We start from the raw sequence: 15,445 nt of genomic DNA, 5'->3' as shown, positions 1-15,445 counted from the left end.
AAATATGGCAGAAGAGGACGCATCCCCAGACCGGGTCAGCTCGCCGGAGCTGCCTACGGGTACGATCCCGATCGAGGGGCCTCCGGATCAGGTTGAACCGCCTGGTATGGGAAATGTCCTGATGACGGTTGTCCCGATGTTCGGATCGATGGGTGTCATGATCTTTATGGTCATGAGTGCGAACAACAACCCGCGCATGCTCATGATGGGCGGCGCCATGGTTTTCGCGATGCTGTCCATGGTCGGTTTCAATATCTACCGCCAGATCGGCGGGCATCGCCAAAAAGTGGTGACAACACGCCGGGAATACCTCGCCTACTTGTCGGAGATGCGCCAAACCGTCCGCACTGCTGAGCGCAAACAGCGCGCCTATATCCGCTGGCACTTACCCGACCCGCTGGCTTTAACGCTGATTGCGCAGGACCGCGCCCGCCTGTGGGAACGAGCCCCAGGGGATGCTGACGCGCTCAACATGCGGATTGGCTCATCGACACAAGCACTCTCAATGGATCTTGACGTGCCTGAGCTTCCTCCGATGGCCAACCCCGATATCGTCTGTCATAGTGCGCTCAACCGGTTCGTGGAGACGTTTTCCAACATTGATCATGTGCCTTTCGGCGTCATGATCGGAGAATTCTCCCATATTGAGGTTGCAGGGCGGCACGATGTGGCCCGCGCGCAGGCACGTGCCATGCTGTGTCACCTGCTGACATTCATCGGTCCAGGCGCCCTGAAAGTCGCCGTCTTGTGCTCCGAGGAGGCACGCCCGCAGTGGGAGTGGGTCAAGTGGGCCCCGCATGCGCGTTCATCAGAGGAGCGGGACGCCCTCGGCCCTGCACGAATGATCACCAGCGACTACGCCGAACTGGAAAACCTGCTGGGTGAGGAGTTCACCACGCGTGGCACGTTCCGACCACGTGACGAAAACGTGCAGTGGCCGCACCTCGTGCTGATCGTCGACGATGCGAACATGCCGTCACAAACGCGCCTCGGGTCACTCGAAGGATGTCTGGGCGTCACCGTTATCAAGGTTCTCGAAAAGTGGGGACCGCTCGTCTCACGCAGCACGATGCGCCTGCTGATTCACCCGTACGAACACAAGGATCCTGCCGATCGGCGAGTCATGGAAGTCGTGCTGATGGATCAGCGCCCCATCGTTGCCCGACCCGATGAGATGAGCATCGAGCAGGCTGAAGCACTGAGCCGACGCACCGCATTTTGGAGCGAAGGCGAGAAACGTTCCGCCGACAAACCTGCCGGCCGCTCAGACCCCGCACGTTCGGAAGATCTGATGACGCTGCTGCACCTGCCGGACGTGCGCGACTTCGATCCAGATAAGGAATGGAAGTACCGCACCGGGCGCGACTTGCTGCGTGTTCCGTTCGGTGTGACGCCCGAGGGGATCCCCGTCCTGCTGGACATCAAGGAATCAGCTCAGCAAGGTATGGGCCCGCATGGCCTGCTGATCGGTGCGACTGGTTCAGGTAAGTCCGAGGTGCTCAGGACCCTGGTGCTGGCAATGGCGCTGACCCACTCCCCTGAGCAGCTCAACTTCGTGTTGGTTGACTTCAAGGGTGGCGCGACGTTCTGGGGAATGGGCAAGCTGCCGCACGTGTCGGCCGTCATTTCCAACCTGGAGTCGGAACTGTTCCTGGTTGACCGTATGCAGGAGGCCCTGCGCGGCGAAATGGTGCGACGCCAGGAGCTGCTGCGAAAGGCCGGCAACTACGCCAACGTCACGGATTACGAGGCAGATCGGCGCGCCGGTAAACACGAGTATCCGCCGATGCCGGCACTGTTCATCATCCTCGACGAGTTTTCCGAACTGTTGTCGGCCAAACCTGACTTCATTGATCTGTTCGTACAAATCGGTCGTCTGGGGCGATCCATGTCGATCCACTTGCTGCTGGCCTCTCAGCGCCTGGAAGAAGGCCGTCTGCGCGGGCTGGATTCGCACCTGTCCTATCGCATGGGCTTGCGTACATTCTCCGGTCAGGAGTCACGTTCCGTGCTGGGTGTGACGGATGCGTATGAGCTGCCATCGATTCCAGGTGTCGGATATCTGAAGACCGGTACTGATCAGATGGTGCGTTTCCGCGCCTCGTATGTTGCCGCTCCCCCGCCGGCACGTTCCCACGCTCCACGCTCAGGCGAGCAGGCCGGCTCCCCCGAGTCGGCGCTCACGATCCTTCCGTTCACCTCCACTCCTCAGCTTTCGCTTGACGAGGATAACTCTGACCAGGATTCTGATCGCGAGCAGGAAGAAGCTCGCAACGAATATGTCGCCCCTGAGGACCGTCAGTGGGCGGATATGACACAGATGGATATTGCGGTTGCCAAGATGGTGGGTCACGGACCTGAAGCTCACCAGGTGTGGCTGCCGCCCCTGGATATCCCGGATACGTTGGACGCCCTCATGCCGGATCTGGATGCTGATCCGCGCCTGGGATTGGTTTCACAATCGTGGCGTGCGAAAGGCCGTCTGCGTGTCCCGATGGGCACCACTGACATTCCGCTGGAACAGCGCCGTGAGACACTGGAATATGACCTGTCCGGCGCGGGTGGTCACATGGCCATTGTGGGTGGTCCACTGTCAGGTAAGTCCACCGCGCTGCGCACACTGGTCATGGCACTGTCGTTGACGCACACACCGCAGGAAGTCCAGTTCTACATCATTGATCTGGGCGGCGGCACCTTCTCAGCCTTTGCGGACGCACCCCACATCGCTGGCGTGGCGACGCGTGATACCCCCGACGTCCTCAACCGTATGCTTGCCGAGATCGAGTCCATCATCGTCGACCGTGAACGCTATTTCCGCGCGAATCGAATCGACTCCATCTCCACGTACCGGCAGGGACGCGCTGAGGGGCGTTTCGACGACGGATACGGTGATGTGTTCCTGGTCGTTGACGGGTGGGCGATCCTGCGCAGCGACTTCGAGGATCTCGATATGCGAATCCAGGCGATGTTGCCGCGAGCTCTGTCGTTCGGCGTCCACCTGATAGTCGCGACATCACGCTGGATGGATATGCGTCAGCAGGTACGTGACGTCATGGGATCAAAGCTGGAGCTGCGGCTGGGCGACGTCACCGATTCTGAAGTCAACCGCAAGGTTGCGGCTACGGTGCCGGAGGGTCGTCCTGGGCGCGGCTTGGAAATGGGCGGCCACCACGTCCTCGTCGCGTTGCCGAGGGCGGACGGTGACCACGACGTATCGTCCATGTCAGCCGGCATTACCGCAACGCTTGAGCGCATCGCAAAGGCTGCTCCCGCACCGGGTCCGAAACTGCGCCTGTTGCCCGAACGCATCACGGTGGAGGAAGTCCAGCAACTGGAGGGCGCGCAGGACCGCGAGGGATTGCTGCTCGGCGTGGAAGAATCCCGACTGGGCCCATGGGTCTTCGATCCTGCCCACGAATCGCACCTGTACCTGTATGGCGATTCCAAGTCCGGCAAGACCACATTCCTGCGCACTGTCGCTCGTGAAATCATGCGCACGAGTACACCGAAACAGGCCCAGATCTTCCTGGTTGACTACCGCCGCACCCTGCTCGGGGAGGTTCCCGAGGAGTACCTTGCGGGTTACATGACCACGCGTGATGATGCGACAGCGACGATCAATGATCTGGCTGAGTATCTGCGCACCCGACTGCCCAGTGACTCTGTGACAACTGAGCAGCTCCGTAACCGCTCCTGGTGGCAGGGCGCCGAGGCGTGGCTGCTGGTCGATGACTACGATCTGGTTGCCACACAGTCAGGTAACCCGCTGATCGCCCTCCAGCCGTTACTTGCTCAGGCTGTGGATGTGGGTCTTCACGTCATCGTGAGCAGACGAATGGGCGGTGCTTCGCGCGCTGCCTTCGAACCTGTCCTTCAGGCACTGTCTGAACTCGGTACCACTGGTTTGATGCTGTCCGGCAGCCCTGATGAGGGCGCGGTCATTGGCCGCATCAAGCCGAAGCGCCTGGTAGCCGGTCGTGCCCAGATCGTGTCACGCGACGCGGGACTCGTGATGGGTCAATTGGCGTGGACGGATCCGATCGCGTGACCTGGGTCTGCTGCGCCGACCCGATTGCAGTGCCGGCCCGGTTGCAGGTGCGCGACTGGGTTCTAGCCAGATGATCTGAGCGTGACGCAAAAACGCGGGGTGTCGACTGCTGCCCGGCTGGTCAGCCCTGTGGCGGGGCGTAACGCATCGCCGGTGTTTCAACGACGCGGAACTCCACGCTGAGACCCTCGCCCAGGTCGATGCGATCGCGGTCGAATAGGACTACTGGATCCCACGTGGCGACACGGCTGACTTGCCCGTTTTCGTGTACGACTGTCGTGCCGTTAGCAGATCCCAGATCCATCACGGCCCACCGTTCAGGGCCTTGCGGCATGACGATGCAGTGTGACCGAGATATTTCCCCCTGCGGGCTGGGCACGCGAAGTGTTGTGGCAGGTGGGCGTCCTGTAATGACGCGCGAGTTCGGATCTCGACCAATGACCACATCTCGGGTGAGTTCAACAGGCGCTCCACCGGCATAGACGAGGTAAGCACTGAGTCGCGTGTGCGGTGTCTCAGATGGGAGTGGAGGCGGCGGAGGACCCGGGTATCCGTTCGGGGCCGCAGAATCATAGGGGCGTCCCTGAAAGGGACTGTCAGCAAATTGGGTGCCGCTGCTCGCACTGTCGGGGCTCTGCGACCTGGCTGATGGTTGAGCGGTGGGCGCTGCTGGCTGCGCAGCATAACGCACGGTGTGAGGTGCCTGGGGGCCCTGGCCCGAATCCTGTGAGTCCTGCGAGCCGCGATGTGGCTGGTTTTGTTCGCGTTGACGGCGCATCTGTTCGAGCATTTCAGGCGTCATCGTTTTTTCGAGCGATTCAGGGTTGAATCCTTCGGGAACGTCACTCGGAGCGGGTCCAGACGGCGTTGCCGGCTTGGCAGGGCCGTCAGGCACGTCACTGGCAGCAGGCGCAGCAGGGGTGACTGGTGCAGCAACCCCGGCAGGTCCGACAGGCGGTGCCGGGTCACCTGGAGGTGTGGAATCGGCCAGCGGTGCTGGCTCAGTTGAAGGTGTCGGCTCAGCATCCACGCTGCTCGCGGTATTTTCACCATCGACGAGAGGTTTCTCGTTCGGCTCAGGTGACACGTCATGAGGTGACGCGTCGCGATCTGAGGCATCGTCACGATCTACTGCATCGAGAGGCGAGGACACCGGATCGAAGTAACCGATGCGCACTCGGCGAGCCTGAGCCGCGCCTGTGACAAGCGGCAGCCACGGATCACGGCGCTGCCCATCAGCGATGCCATCTGCCTGGTCCGTGTCATTCCTGTCAGCATCAGGCTGATCCAGTTCGCCAGAGCCGAACTCGATCTCGATAGCGTCCCAGTGTGAAGAATCGGCCTGCACACCTTCGGACGTGATGCGCGAGGAGCGAACCTGCGGTTGGCCTGCTGCTTCAGAATCCGTCATCGGGCTCGCGCTCCAGATCCGAATCGAACATTCGGGATGCGCATAGAGCTGCACCTGGTCCCCGCGAGTATCAGCGACGAAAACGCGTCCGCCTTGTGCACGAATCGATTCGAGCAGCTCGCCGGGGTCCCCCTCGTTCATGACACACGTCAGTGCGGCGTTCAGGCATTCAGAGGACACCAATGCCGTGCCGAACGGGCCGTTGACGGCGACAACCCCATGCCCTTGGGTGGATACGCGTCCAAGCTGCCACATCAGATGGTTTCCTCCGCGGACGAAGGAACCTCGTCGCCCGCTTGTTCGGCCGCATCACTGCCTGGCTGACGGCGAATCGTCTGCGTGGAGGAAGGACGCGCAATGCCGACGGTACGTTCAAACGGATTGACGGAATCGTCAGCTGGCCACGGCGGGTTCACGGATTCAACGAAAATCGTCACAACCGTCGCGTTGTCGCGTGTCTGCCGCTCCAGCGCCGCATCCACCAGCGCATTTGCCGCGCGTTGAGCATCATCTGACTGAGTAACGATGCGAACCATCTCCGCGTCGTCAATCGCCGAGTGCACTCCATCTGAGCAGATCACCACCCTGTCCCCAGGCGCGATCGTCGTCACGGTGAAGTCCGCCTGGGGCAGGCCCGGCATTCCGCCACCCAGGGCGCGTGTGATGATATTGGCTGCGGGGAGTTCGTCTGGTGACCATTGAGCGTCACGCGCTTCCTGCCGGGCCGAATGGTCTTTCGTCATGGCCCGGATCTGCCCATCGTTTATAAGGTACGTACGCGAATCGCCTACATTGAAGACAAGCCATTGGGGCCGCTCCTCGTGACTGGCGATGAGAACCCCCGTCAGGGTCGTGCCCGGCGCACCGGCCAGCACAATATTCGCCAGGTCTTTGTCCTCGTCGGACATGGACGAGGGGGTAGCCAGGGCCATCACTGCCTGCGCGGCGACGGAAATGGCATGATCAAGGTCGTTCACATCGGCTTCGCGGCCATTGAGAGCATCGCCGGACAGTGCGCCAGTGAAAGCCTGGATCGCCACTTCGGAGGCACGTCCGCCACCTGCATGTCCACCCATACCGTCTGCTACTGCGTAGAGAGGGGGCTGTGCTGCCCAATGGTCCTCATTGTCGGGGCGCGGACCCTGATCGGTTGCTGCTCCCCACCGCGTGCGTACAACGCTACCGAGACGAGATAGGTCCATGGCATACCTCTTCCTGTCGGATGTTCACTCCGAGTTTTTCACGTCCGGGCTCAAATTCATAGAGTTTGTGTGCCAGGAAGATCGATTGCCGCATCGACTGCGCCTCAGCTGCGTCCCTGGCTGCTCTTAGAATGGCTGCTGACGTGGAGTGCCGGTCCGAGGCGAACGCGCGCGGGCAACAAGCACGACGACCACAATTATGACGACAAGGACGACTGCACCTACTGCAATCCAGATGCCAAGCGGTATGCCATTGGACTGGCCGGCCCCGTCTGATGGTGCGGACTGAGGCAGTTGGCTGGCGTCAGACTGGCTGGCACCTGACTGCCCCGATTGGGTAAAGCGCGGTGAGGTGCCGGGCTGCCATTGATCGCCGTATTCGGGACGTGCAAAAGCGTCGTCTGCGCGCCCGCGATACACGTAGTCCTTGTCTCCGACATCTATCGTGAAGAAGGGGTCAATGAGGCCGTCGCGGTAATCGGCTCGCAGCTGATCATCAGGGCCGTGATCTGATTTGTGCAGCAGGGGGTTTTCGTCCTTGAAACGGGTTGGATCGGCGTTGAGGAACTCATGCAGCTGCGGAACTCCGAAACCGATCTGCTCATCCCAGTCTTCACGACCTGTTGACCACGAAAAAGCGTTGAGCACTTCGTACGGCGTTGCCTCGGGCCACTTCTGCATACCCAATGCCAGCATGCCGGCAGCCATTGGAGCTGAAAACGAGGTTCCCCATGCATCAGGTGTAATGACCGTGAGGTTGCCGTCAGGGTCCGGGTCGCGAAGCGTGATCTGTTCACCGGGAAGGACCACGTCCAATCCCTCGCCGTGGGAAGAAAACGTTGAGCGGTTGCCTTCAAAGTCAGATGAGCCCACAGCCAGGACACCGTTATCTGCGGCGATGTTGATAGGGAAATCCTCTTTATTGCCGGCAGCTGCCACCAGCAACACCTCGTGCAGCTCGGCGCGCATCGAGACATATTGGAGCAGCGAAGCGCTGCCACCGATCGTGATCACCACGATATCGGCGCCCGCATTGATGGCGGCATTGATTGCACTGACCACGTCGTCCTGGGCAGCGCACTGCGTGGACAGGCCGTCACTGGACTTATTGAACGTCGACGTCACCGCAAAGTTCACGATTGTCGCACCGGGTGCCACGCCGTAATCCGGCGAGGCGACTACTGACGTGACGGCGGTTGCGTGTGACACTTCAATAGGTTCGAATGCGGCGTCAGAGCACATTGCCTCGTGAGCGGCGATGTCGGCACCGGCCAGTTCCGGCACTCCCGTATCGGCCAGTCCGTCCACGATTCCGATCGTGATGCCGGACCCATCCAGCCCCTGCGAGCGCGCCTCGTCCAACCCCAGATAGTCCTCGTAGGCCTGGTCGCGAATTGTGTCATCGCCGTGGGCGGGGACGCCCACCATGCACAGCAGAGCGATGAGCACTGCTGACAGGCAGAGGCTGAGACTTCTGAGGGGGCGAGTTGATCGAATCGGGAAACTACTCACCAACGATCCTCGATTTCGCTTTCACTGGCATGTAGATCCTCCGCTGAACCTGCTCCTGACTGCTCTGATTCGTATGGTTCTGAAGCTGCGTCGTCTTCCAAACGGAATACATCGTATCCCACGAGCGCGGATTTTCTCTCGCTGTTGTCAGAGCCGGCACCGGTACCGCCCATGGGTGCCATAAAGCCTCGTCCCATTCCGCCTCGACCTGCGGCAGCCGCAGCTGAAGAGTTGGCCGCACCACCTGCACCCTGAGCTCCAAAGCCTGTCGCGCCCCGGGCAGCCATTCCTCCAGCGCCACCTGTTGTGCCTTGCGCGGACATTCCTGCTGCACTTCCTCCAGCACCACCTGTTGTGCCTTGCGCGGACATTCCTGCTGCACTTCCTCCAGCACCACCCGAGGTGGACGATGACACGATTCCGCTGGCGGGAACTCCCCGCGAAAATGCGGCCGCTGCGTTCGGTCCGGCCAATGACAGTCCTGACAGACCTGATCCGCCGGCCCGGGCAGCCAAAGTGGCAGCTCCTGCTCCCAGCAGACCTCCTGCCATGACAGCCGTCGAGCCGCCTACTCCCAGACGACTTCCCTCCGCAGCGATTCCCTGATCGAGGAATGCACCGATACCCTTAGGGCGTGTTCCCTCCGGCAGATATCCCTTCAGGGGGCCGTCAGGTCTGATCGCACCATCAGGGGAGGAGCCTGACAGCGTTGCCTCATTGCGAGTTCCGCTTTCAAATGCCGTGGCACCTGAGTTGACGTCTCCGATGGACGCGCTCGACTCGCCTCGCATGTTCGACATCCACGAACCCAGTCCGTGACGTGTCTCAGATCCGGAGATCAACGGTATTCCTGCGCTTTGCCCGCGTCCACGAGAGCCAGTTCCATTTGGGTAGTCGTAATTCGCGTAGCCGACGCCCGATCCTGACCGTGAAGAATTATTCCCTGTGGAGGAGCCTCCTGACCTGTTCACTTGCTGGCCGCTGGAGATCACTTTCATACCTGTTCGAGATGCCGCGCGCAGGCCCGCATTCATTTTCGAAAGGATCTGGGCGGCTTCCGAATCGAGCTGGCTGATATCTTCAGGACGCTTGGGGCCTGCGCGGTGATACTCCGCGACAACCATCTCACCCTCACGTGCCGCCTGTCGGATAGCAACCTGCGCCTGAGAATAAGCCTTCGAATACGTCCTGACCGCGGCCGAGTAATCCTCCACTTTACTCTGGCACCGCGATAGCCAACTCACAATGGCGTCATTGGTTTCGCCAGAAATATTCGTCCTGGCCTTATACGTGCTAATGATCTCGTTGCACTCATCGAGTTTTTCTGAAATCTTCTCGATCAACTCCGGCGTCTCCGCGCCTCGCACCGGAAGCTGCTGCACCGCTTCCAGTCGTTGGACGATTTCTCCAGCCATGATTCACCTATTCACTCCAGTAGTTCAACATGTGGAATCTCTCAGGGGCTTACTCGGGGTCTTCGGACTCCGAATTCCTGCGCTCGTTTCCATCTTCGGATTCCGAGTTCGTACGCTCGGTCGCGCCTTCTGAGCCCTGCTCACTCGTATCTGCCTCTTCGCCGCTTTGCTCGCGAAGGCGTTCCTGCTCCTGCGGGCGCTCGGCATTTCGGGCAGATTCTGCTTCCTTGACCTTCAACTCTGCTTCAGAGTCCGTATCGGAGCGTATGAATGCATTGATCGCATCGTCAACACCACCGGAGAAGGCAGTCAAGTCTGAATGAAGCAGATCGATGAGGATCTCCAGTTCATTCAAATTTTCAACGAGACGCTCACGGAACATCACCGCTCCGCTTTCAACTCCCCACTTCGCGCTGGTCTCACCCCTGGCAATGCTGCCAGTGGAAGTCTTCGCCGCTGTAACGTGAGTCAACCCGTCGTGGCGCAGCTTATTCAGCTCCGTCCGCGCAGCATCAACATCTACTTCCCAGCCTCCAGACACTGTTTCTCCTCTACACCTGTCGTGGTCGAACGATCGTTGTGTCCATGTCGTGAATCAGATCGAAATAGTGAACCGGCGAAAGGGACGCTGCCGCGAGAAACCGCCTGCAGCGTCCCTTTCGACAAGCACAAGGCTCAGACTACTGGAACAGTCCTGCGTTGTGGTGGTCAGTTGAGTTGTAATCCTGGTTAGCCTGCTCGACGAGAACGCTGATGCGAGCCAGGACGTCACGCATACCGGTCATGCCCTCGGTCCACTTTGCCTTGGCAACCTGGTAGGCCTGCTGTGCATCGCCTTCCCAGTTGGTCTGCAGCTGCTGGAGCTCAGAATCCATCTGATCCAAGGTGTTTTGAATGCCGGTAGCACCAGTGTTGATATCTGCTGAGGCGGTTGACAGAGCCCCGTAGTTTACTTTCAGATCCATTTCAGCTTAGTCCTCTCACATTCCAAGACGGCCGGCGACGGAGTTCATCGCAGCCTGGTGGTCGGCATCGGTCGTGTCGTAAGCCTGCTGCGATGAACGCAGGTTGGCTTCGAATTCGTTCAACGCACTGGTGATCTTGCGTGCATCCTCATCCCACTGAACCATCAGCTGCTGGAAAGCGGTAGATGCGTTGCCGACCCACTGTGAGCCGATGCTTGAAAGGTTGGAGCGCAAGGTGCTCAGGCGGCCCTCAAGATCCTGACGTGTAGAAGAAACAGTTTGAGCGCCTTTGAGGATTGCACCCTCTGCGGCGGAAACCTGTCCAGCCATGTTTTATCCTCCATAATCGGTAGGCTGCCGAGCACTCACTTCGAACACTCGGAAGATGACACACTTACTGAAACATACCCGCCCCCCGTTTGGCAATAGTCTGAAGTAAACTGTAAACGTTTCGTCACCGACGTGTTACTTGAAAGAATCGGCAAAAAAATCGAGATTTTTGCCCGTTTACGCTCGAAAGAAACGGTAGTTAACGCTGGTCGTCCGCGGATTCGCAGTATGCGGGGTGTTCACCCATCGAACCGTCAGCATGCCCTTCACGGTTTCCCTCTTTCATACTTATTGTTTGTTGATGTTCCAATAAATGAAATACCGTTTAGTCTTAGATGGGGCCCGAATTCCACGGGCGACGCATCCGAGAGGACCGTTCATGCCACAGAGCGTCAAATCACGCACCGGAACACTCATGCCAATCTCCGTCATGTGCGCTGGTCAAAAGCTCGATATGTCCGTACCGTCATCGTTGATCGTGGCGGAGCTGCTGCCGGGCATGGTTGAAGCACTTGGCCGCCTCGATCCAGAAACGGCAACTCAGGGATACCGACTCCTGACTCCGTCAGGGCGCGTACTCGACCATTCTCAAACCCTGCGCGCCCAACACGTCACTCCCGGCACACTTCTTACCCTTGAGTCCGAGGGTGGCAGCACAGTAGACCAGCGCTATGACGATCTGGTTGAAGCTATCGGCACATCCGTCAACAAACATCAGGACGCATGGACCAAAGGCGACAGTGCACAGTTGTCATCACACTGCGGAGTCATCCTGATCCTGACTGCCGCGGTGCTGCTCGCAATTCGCGGTGGACACACGATGGCCACCGCCATCATCGCAGCTGTCGGAGCCGCCCTCGTGTGCGCCACTGCAGCGATCGTGGCACGAGGAAGCAGCACTGCAGGAGCCGTTTCGCTCAGCTTGACCGTTCCCGTTCTTCTTGGTGTCGCAGGATTTGCCCTCATCGCTGATGGGAACCTGGCGCACTGTTTCATGGCCATCGGCGTCGGCATCATGTTCGGCTCCCTTGCCACGATGGTGCTTCCCCCGGGGTTACGCATCATTGCCGGCGGCCCATTGCTCGCAGGATTTTCGTATATGGTCGTCGGCGCACTGACTGCCTACGCCACAGTTTCGCTGCAACGGTCAGCGACGGTGGTGGTGGCCCTCCTGACGCTGGTCGTGCTGTCGACTCCGTGGATCGGGCTGGCACAGATGCCCTCGCGGATTCCCGCTCTTAACATCCAATCAACAGAGTCATTCTCAGGTGCAGCAGTCGATGAACAGGTAGTGACCGGACAGGCGCTGGCTTTATCAGTGAAGATCGCATCGTTCATGGTGATCATTACCTGCGTTCCGATGGTGGTTGCGACCGTCGAGGGTGTCCTGCTCATGGCATGCGTGGGGGCGGCATTCATGCTGGGGACGCGGTCGCTTCACGGCCGAATTGACGTCTTTATCGGGGTTGTCGCCGGCATGTTGATCACGCTCGCCACCGGGATTCTGGCAACTCTGGCGGTATCGTGGCTGCTTCCCTGGACGGTAGGCCTGACGGTCCTGGTCGCGATCCTGATCCTGGCGGCCAACGTCGTTAATTCGCGGCTGCGCCCGTGGCTCACTCGCCTGGCAGATGGAGCCAACGTCATCGCTCTGATCGCGATCATTCCGTTGACGTGCCTGGTGTGGGGGATCATTTAATGGCTTCCAATAAAGATATTCTCAATGCGCAACGGTTTAATCGCCGCCGACTCGTCACGGCGTTCATCTCCGGCACGCCTGGAGGCCGGGAACTGGAATCCAAATCGTTCGTGCCGCCCCTGATCGGCGGGATCGTCATTTCACTGCTGATGCTCGGCATTGCCTTCGCGATGGGAAAGTTCTCCCCCACCCTGCCGGATAACTGGCAGAACAACACGCTGATTATCGTCAAGGGAACAGGTGCGCGCTACTACTCCGTTCAAGGAGTGCTGCACCCGATCTACAATGTCACCTCAGCGCGTATGCGCACCCCGGCTGGCTCTCTGCAGACCGTTTCCGTGGGAGAAAAAGTGATCGCGGGTATTCCTCGCGGCGATGCGATCGGAGAACCTGAAGCACCCGATAATGTCCCCGCTCCCGCCGACCTGAAAGCAACCGAGTGGAACGCATGCGTCATGGAAAACGCCTCGACCCACACATGGGTGTCAATCCGACCCGACGGCCTCGAACCCGTGACGACAACGCTGGTCAAACAGGGCGACACCCTCTACGTCATTGCAGAGAATGTGCGTCACCGCATCGAACCCGAACATCTCGAAGTCCTTAAGAACACCCTCAACATCAACGATTCACCTGTCTTTGACGTGCCGGCTGACTGGCTCAATCTCTTCAATAACGGCACACCATTCACCCCCATCAGTCTCGACAACAGCGGTACGCCCGTCAGCGGGATGCCCTCGTCCGTCCACGATGCCGTCGTCGGCACGATCATCAACGTCAAATTTCCCGAGGGAGACCACCACTACCTCGTCATAGGCGATGGTCAGCTGGTCCAGCTCTCCGACGTGTCGTATGCAATGTACCAGGCCTCTTCCACCGGCAACCCGTACACAATTGACCCACCGACAGTGTCCGTCGGTGAAATAGCCAATATTCATGTCGTCACTGAAGGCGGTCCTGTTCCTGCGGACTGGCCTGACACCCTCGGCACGATTACCAATGAGCAGGCTCGGCCGTGTGCTCACCTCGACGTCAGTGACATCGAGAAAGGAAGCGTCCTGTCAGCCATACCCGCTGATTCACCAGATCTGGCATCCGCACAGTCGGGTATGGGCACGTCCGCCTCCCCCGCGGCCTCGAATTCTCCTCACCCGCCGGCCGTGGGGTCAACATCCGTTCTGGGCGGAAGCGGTGTTCTGGCACGTTCCACTTCCGGCGGCTCCCTGGGTGCCGTCATGCTGATCTCTGATACAGGTCTGTCGCACGGTCTGGGCCTGAACTACTCCGAAGCCATGCAGCGATTGGGGTATGACGAAAATTCCATTACGCCGATTCCCGGGCCGTGGATCGCGCTGATCCCTGAAGGCATCGACCTCAAACCCATCGATCCTGCCACAGGTTCAGCCTCATGAGCGAACAACGGACACACATTGTCAGGTGGGCACACACCGCCCTCCTGACATGCGTATGCGCCCTGCTTCCACTGTCGCTCCTCCCTCATGCATCTCACGCTCAAGCCCCGGTTGGCACTTCTCACAGCCAGCCTGCGCGAGTCGATCACCGGGCGCGCATCCCCCTCGCCAATGGGGACGAACCGCAGGCATGCCAGGTAGGCAAGACGCAGTACGTTCCGATTGAACCGCCCGTCTTTGAACGACTGGGAATCCAGCAGGCGTGGGAACTGTCCACCGGCGGAGTGCTCGTCGCTGTTGTGGACTCAGGGGTGAGCAGCGCTAATGAGCACCTGAAGGAAGCTGTTCAGCCAGGAACCGATTTTGTTGATTCGGGTGGCGATGGGCGCACCGATGTCGACGGACACGGTACGGCGGTCGCCGGTCAGATCGCGTCGCGGCCAGTTGAGGGATCCGGACTGGTCGGCATCGCCAAGTCAGCACAGATTCTGCCTGTGCGCGTATATGCTTCCACGCGACCCGAGGATACCGACAATGGGCGCGGTCCGAACGTGAAGCGCACAGCAGCGGGCATACGGTGGGCGGCCGATCACGGTGCCAAAATCATTGCTGTTCCGGCATCGTCACCGTCTGACCATGCTGAGTTGGCTCAGGCAGTCGCCTATGCTACGAACGCCGGTGCGCTCATTGTCGCCTCGGCGGGTAACGCCGATCCGAACGGGGAAAATTCAGGGGTACGTTTTCCTGCCAACTATGAGCAGGTGCTCTCAGTCAGTGCGGTAACGCTTCAGGGACAGCCTTCTGACAGCGTCGTGCACGGCATTCACGTGGAAGTGGCAGCTCCCGGTTCCGATGTGCTGACCACGTTCCTCCAGTGGGGTGATTGTGTCCTGTCAGGCGAGCAGCCCTCCACGTCGTACTCAACGGGGTACGTCGCCGGCATTGCCGCCCTCGTCGCTGCTGCTCATCCAGAGGAGACTCCTGCTGACTGGAAGTACAGGATTCTTGCAACAGCATTACGCTCCACGCCCTCTGAACGCAATGAGATTGTCGGGTGGGGAATTGTTGCACCCAAGGATGCGATCAACTTCGTGAACGACGGTACGCAGGATGGTCCGCCTAACCCTCGCTACCAGCGGGCAGACCGGCCGATTCCTCCACCTGTGCGCCTGGTCAAGCCCGAAGAGGATCTGACAAAAAGCCGCACGCAATACCTGACAATCGCTGCAGGCATCGGGGTGGCTGTGCTTCTCGGAAGCCTCGTGGCTGCCACACTGATCGATCAGCGCCGACAAACCAGGAAACGTGCCAGGAAGAGCTCCGTGACGACACGCCACGTGTCGAACCCGTTTTCACCTCGCGTTCCGCGCACTGAGTCAGGTCAAAAGTAGGGAGGTCTCAGCGGGGCATCCGGCCAGCGTGGCATCCGGCGCGGACGAGGCGGCAGAACG

The 15,445-nt window shown here is 59.8% G+C and carries 11 protein-coding genes; 4 read left to right on the top strand and 7 right to left on the bottom strand.

The genetic code is table 11. The annotated features are described in order from the left end of the window. Window positions 1–4: 4 nt before the first annotated feature. Window positions 5–4,048, top strand: a complete 4,044-nt coding sequence (gene eccCa, locus BN3002_RS10460; protein ID WP_058237781.1) for a type VII secretion protein EccCa — start codon at window positions 5–7, stop codon at window positions 4,046–4,048. A gap of 121 nt (window positions 4,049–4,169) precedes the next feature. On the opposite strand, the gene BN3002_RS10455 is transcribed toward eccCa, so the two are convergent. The 7 genes from BN3002_RS10455 to BN3002_RS10425 form a co-directional block, all read right to left on the bottom strand. Beyond that, window positions 4,170–5,714, bottom strand: coding sequence for an FHA domain-containing protein (locus BN3002_RS10455; protein ID WP_058237780.1), 1,545 nt, complete (start codon window positions 5,712–5,714; stop codon window positions 4,170–4,172). Then, entirely contained in the window at window positions 5,714–6,661 is a 948-nt protein-coding gene (locus BN3002_RS10450; protein WP_074026241.1) for a PP2C family protein-serine/threonine phosphatase, read from the bottom strand. Before BN3002_RS10450 ends, BN3002_RS10455 begins: the two co-directional genes overlap by 1 nt. A 126-nt stretch (window positions 6,662–6,787) precedes the next feature. Then, window positions 6,788–8,173 (bottom strand): S8 family peptidase, encoded by a 1,386-nt coding sequence (locus BN3002_RS10445; RefSeq protein WP_154955740.1) that lies wholly within the window; start codon window positions 8,171–8,173, stop codon window positions 6,788–6,790. Continuing rightward, window positions 8,170–9,588: a hypothetical protein gene (locus BN3002_RS11440; RefSeq protein ID WP_058237778.1), complete on the bottom strand. Its 1,419-nt coding sequence runs from the start codon at window positions 9,586–9,588 to the stop codon at window positions 8,170–8,172. Before BN3002_RS11440 ends, BN3002_RS10445 begins: the two co-directional genes overlap by 4 nt. Window positions 9,589–9,637: 49 nt before the next feature. Continuing rightward, window positions 9,638–10,129, bottom strand: a complete 492-nt coding sequence (locus tag BN3002_RS10435; protein WP_058237777.1) for a hypothetical protein — start codon at window positions 10,127–10,129, stop codon at window positions 9,638–9,640. Window positions 10,130–10,268: 139 nt separating this feature from the next. After that, window positions 10,269–10,553 (bottom strand): WXG100 family type VII secretion target, encoded by a 285-nt coding sequence (locus BN3002_RS10430; RefSeq protein ID WP_058237776.1) that lies wholly within the window; start codon window positions 10,551–10,553, stop codon window positions 10,269–10,271. Between the two features lie 15 nt (window positions 10,554–10,568). Next, window positions 10,569–10,883 carry a WXG100 family type VII secretion target gene (locus BN3002_RS10425; RefSeq protein WP_058237775.1) on the bottom strand — a complete coding sequence of 105 codons (315 nt, stop codon included), beginning with the start codon at window positions 10,881–10,883 and terminating at the stop codon, window positions 10,569–10,571. Between the two features lie 379 nt (window positions 10,884–11,262). On the opposite strand from BN3002_RS10425, the gene BN3002_RS10420 reads away from it, so the two are divergent. Genes BN3002_RS10420 through BN3002_RS10410 form a run of 3 tightly spaced genes read left to right on the top strand, consistent with a single transcriptional unit; the run spans window position 11,263 to window position 15,385 of the window. Beyond that, a complete protein-coding gene (locus BN3002_RS10420) occupies window positions 11,263–12,582 on the top strand; it encodes an EsaB/YukD family protein (protein WP_058237774.1) in 1,320 nt (439 codons plus the stop codon). Continuing rightward, the gene (gene eccB / locus BN3002_RS10415) at window positions 12,582–13,994 is read left to right on the top strand and encodes a type VII secretion protein EccB (protein WP_058237773.1); all 1,413 of its coding nucleotides are present in this window, start codon (window positions 12,582–12,584) and stop codon (window positions 13,992–13,994) included. Before BN3002_RS10420 ends, eccB begins: the two co-directional genes overlap by 1 nt. Further along, window positions 13,991–15,385: a S8 family serine peptidase gene (locus BN3002_RS10410; RefSeq protein ID WP_058237772.1), complete on the top strand. Its 1,395-nt coding sequence runs from the start codon at window positions 13,991–13,993 to the stop codon at window positions 15,383–15,385. Before eccB ends, BN3002_RS10410 begins: the two co-directional genes overlap by 4 nt. The last annotated feature ends 60 nt before the right edge of the window (window positions 15,386–15,445 follow it).

This window comes from Actinomyces ihuae, from assembly GCF_001457875.1.
GTDB lineage: Bacteria > Actinomycetota > Actinomycetes > Actinomycetales > Actinomycetaceae > Pauljensenia > Pauljensenia radingae_A.
This window is presented reverse-complemented; position numbering and strand designations above follow the sequence as displayed.

Excerpts from the sequence above, each read along its gene's own strand:
- BN3002_RS10410 (WP_058237772.1), top strand. The coding sequence starts at position 13,991 with ATGAGCGAACAACGGACACACATTGTCAGGTGGGCACACACCGCCCTC.
- BN3002_RS10430 (WP_058237776.1), bottom strand. The coding sequence starts at position 10,553 with ATGGATCTGAAAGTAAACTACGGGGCTCTGTCAACCGCCTCAGCAGAT.
- eccCa (WP_058237781.1), top strand. The coding sequence starts at position 5 with ATGGCAGAAGAGGACGCATCCCCAGACCGGGTCAGCTCGCCGGAGCTG.
- BN3002_RS10420 (WP_058237774.1), top strand. The coding sequence starts at position 11,263 with ATGCCACAGAGCGTCAAATCACGCACCGGAACACTCATGCCAATCTCC.
- BN3002_RS10450 (WP_074026241.1), bottom strand. The coding sequence starts at position 6,661 with ATGGACCTATCTCGTCTCGGTAGCGTTGTACGCACGCGGTGGGGAGCA.
- eccB (WP_058237773.1), top strand. The coding sequence starts at position 12,582 with ATGGCTTCCAATAAAGATATTCTCAATGCGCAACGGTTTAATCGCCGC.
- BN3002_RS11440 (WP_058237778.1), bottom strand. The coding sequence starts at position 9,588 with ATGGCTGGAGAAATCGTCCAACGACTGGAAGCGGTGCAGCAGCTTCCG.
- BN3002_RS10455 (WP_058237780.1), bottom strand. The coding sequence starts at position 5,714 with ATGTGGCAGCTTGGACGCGTATCCACCCAAGGGCATGGGGTTGTCGCC.
- BN3002_RS10425 (WP_058237775.1), bottom strand. The coding sequence starts at position 10,883 with ATGGCTGGACAGGTTTCCGCCGCAGAGGGTGCAATCCTCAAAGGCGCT.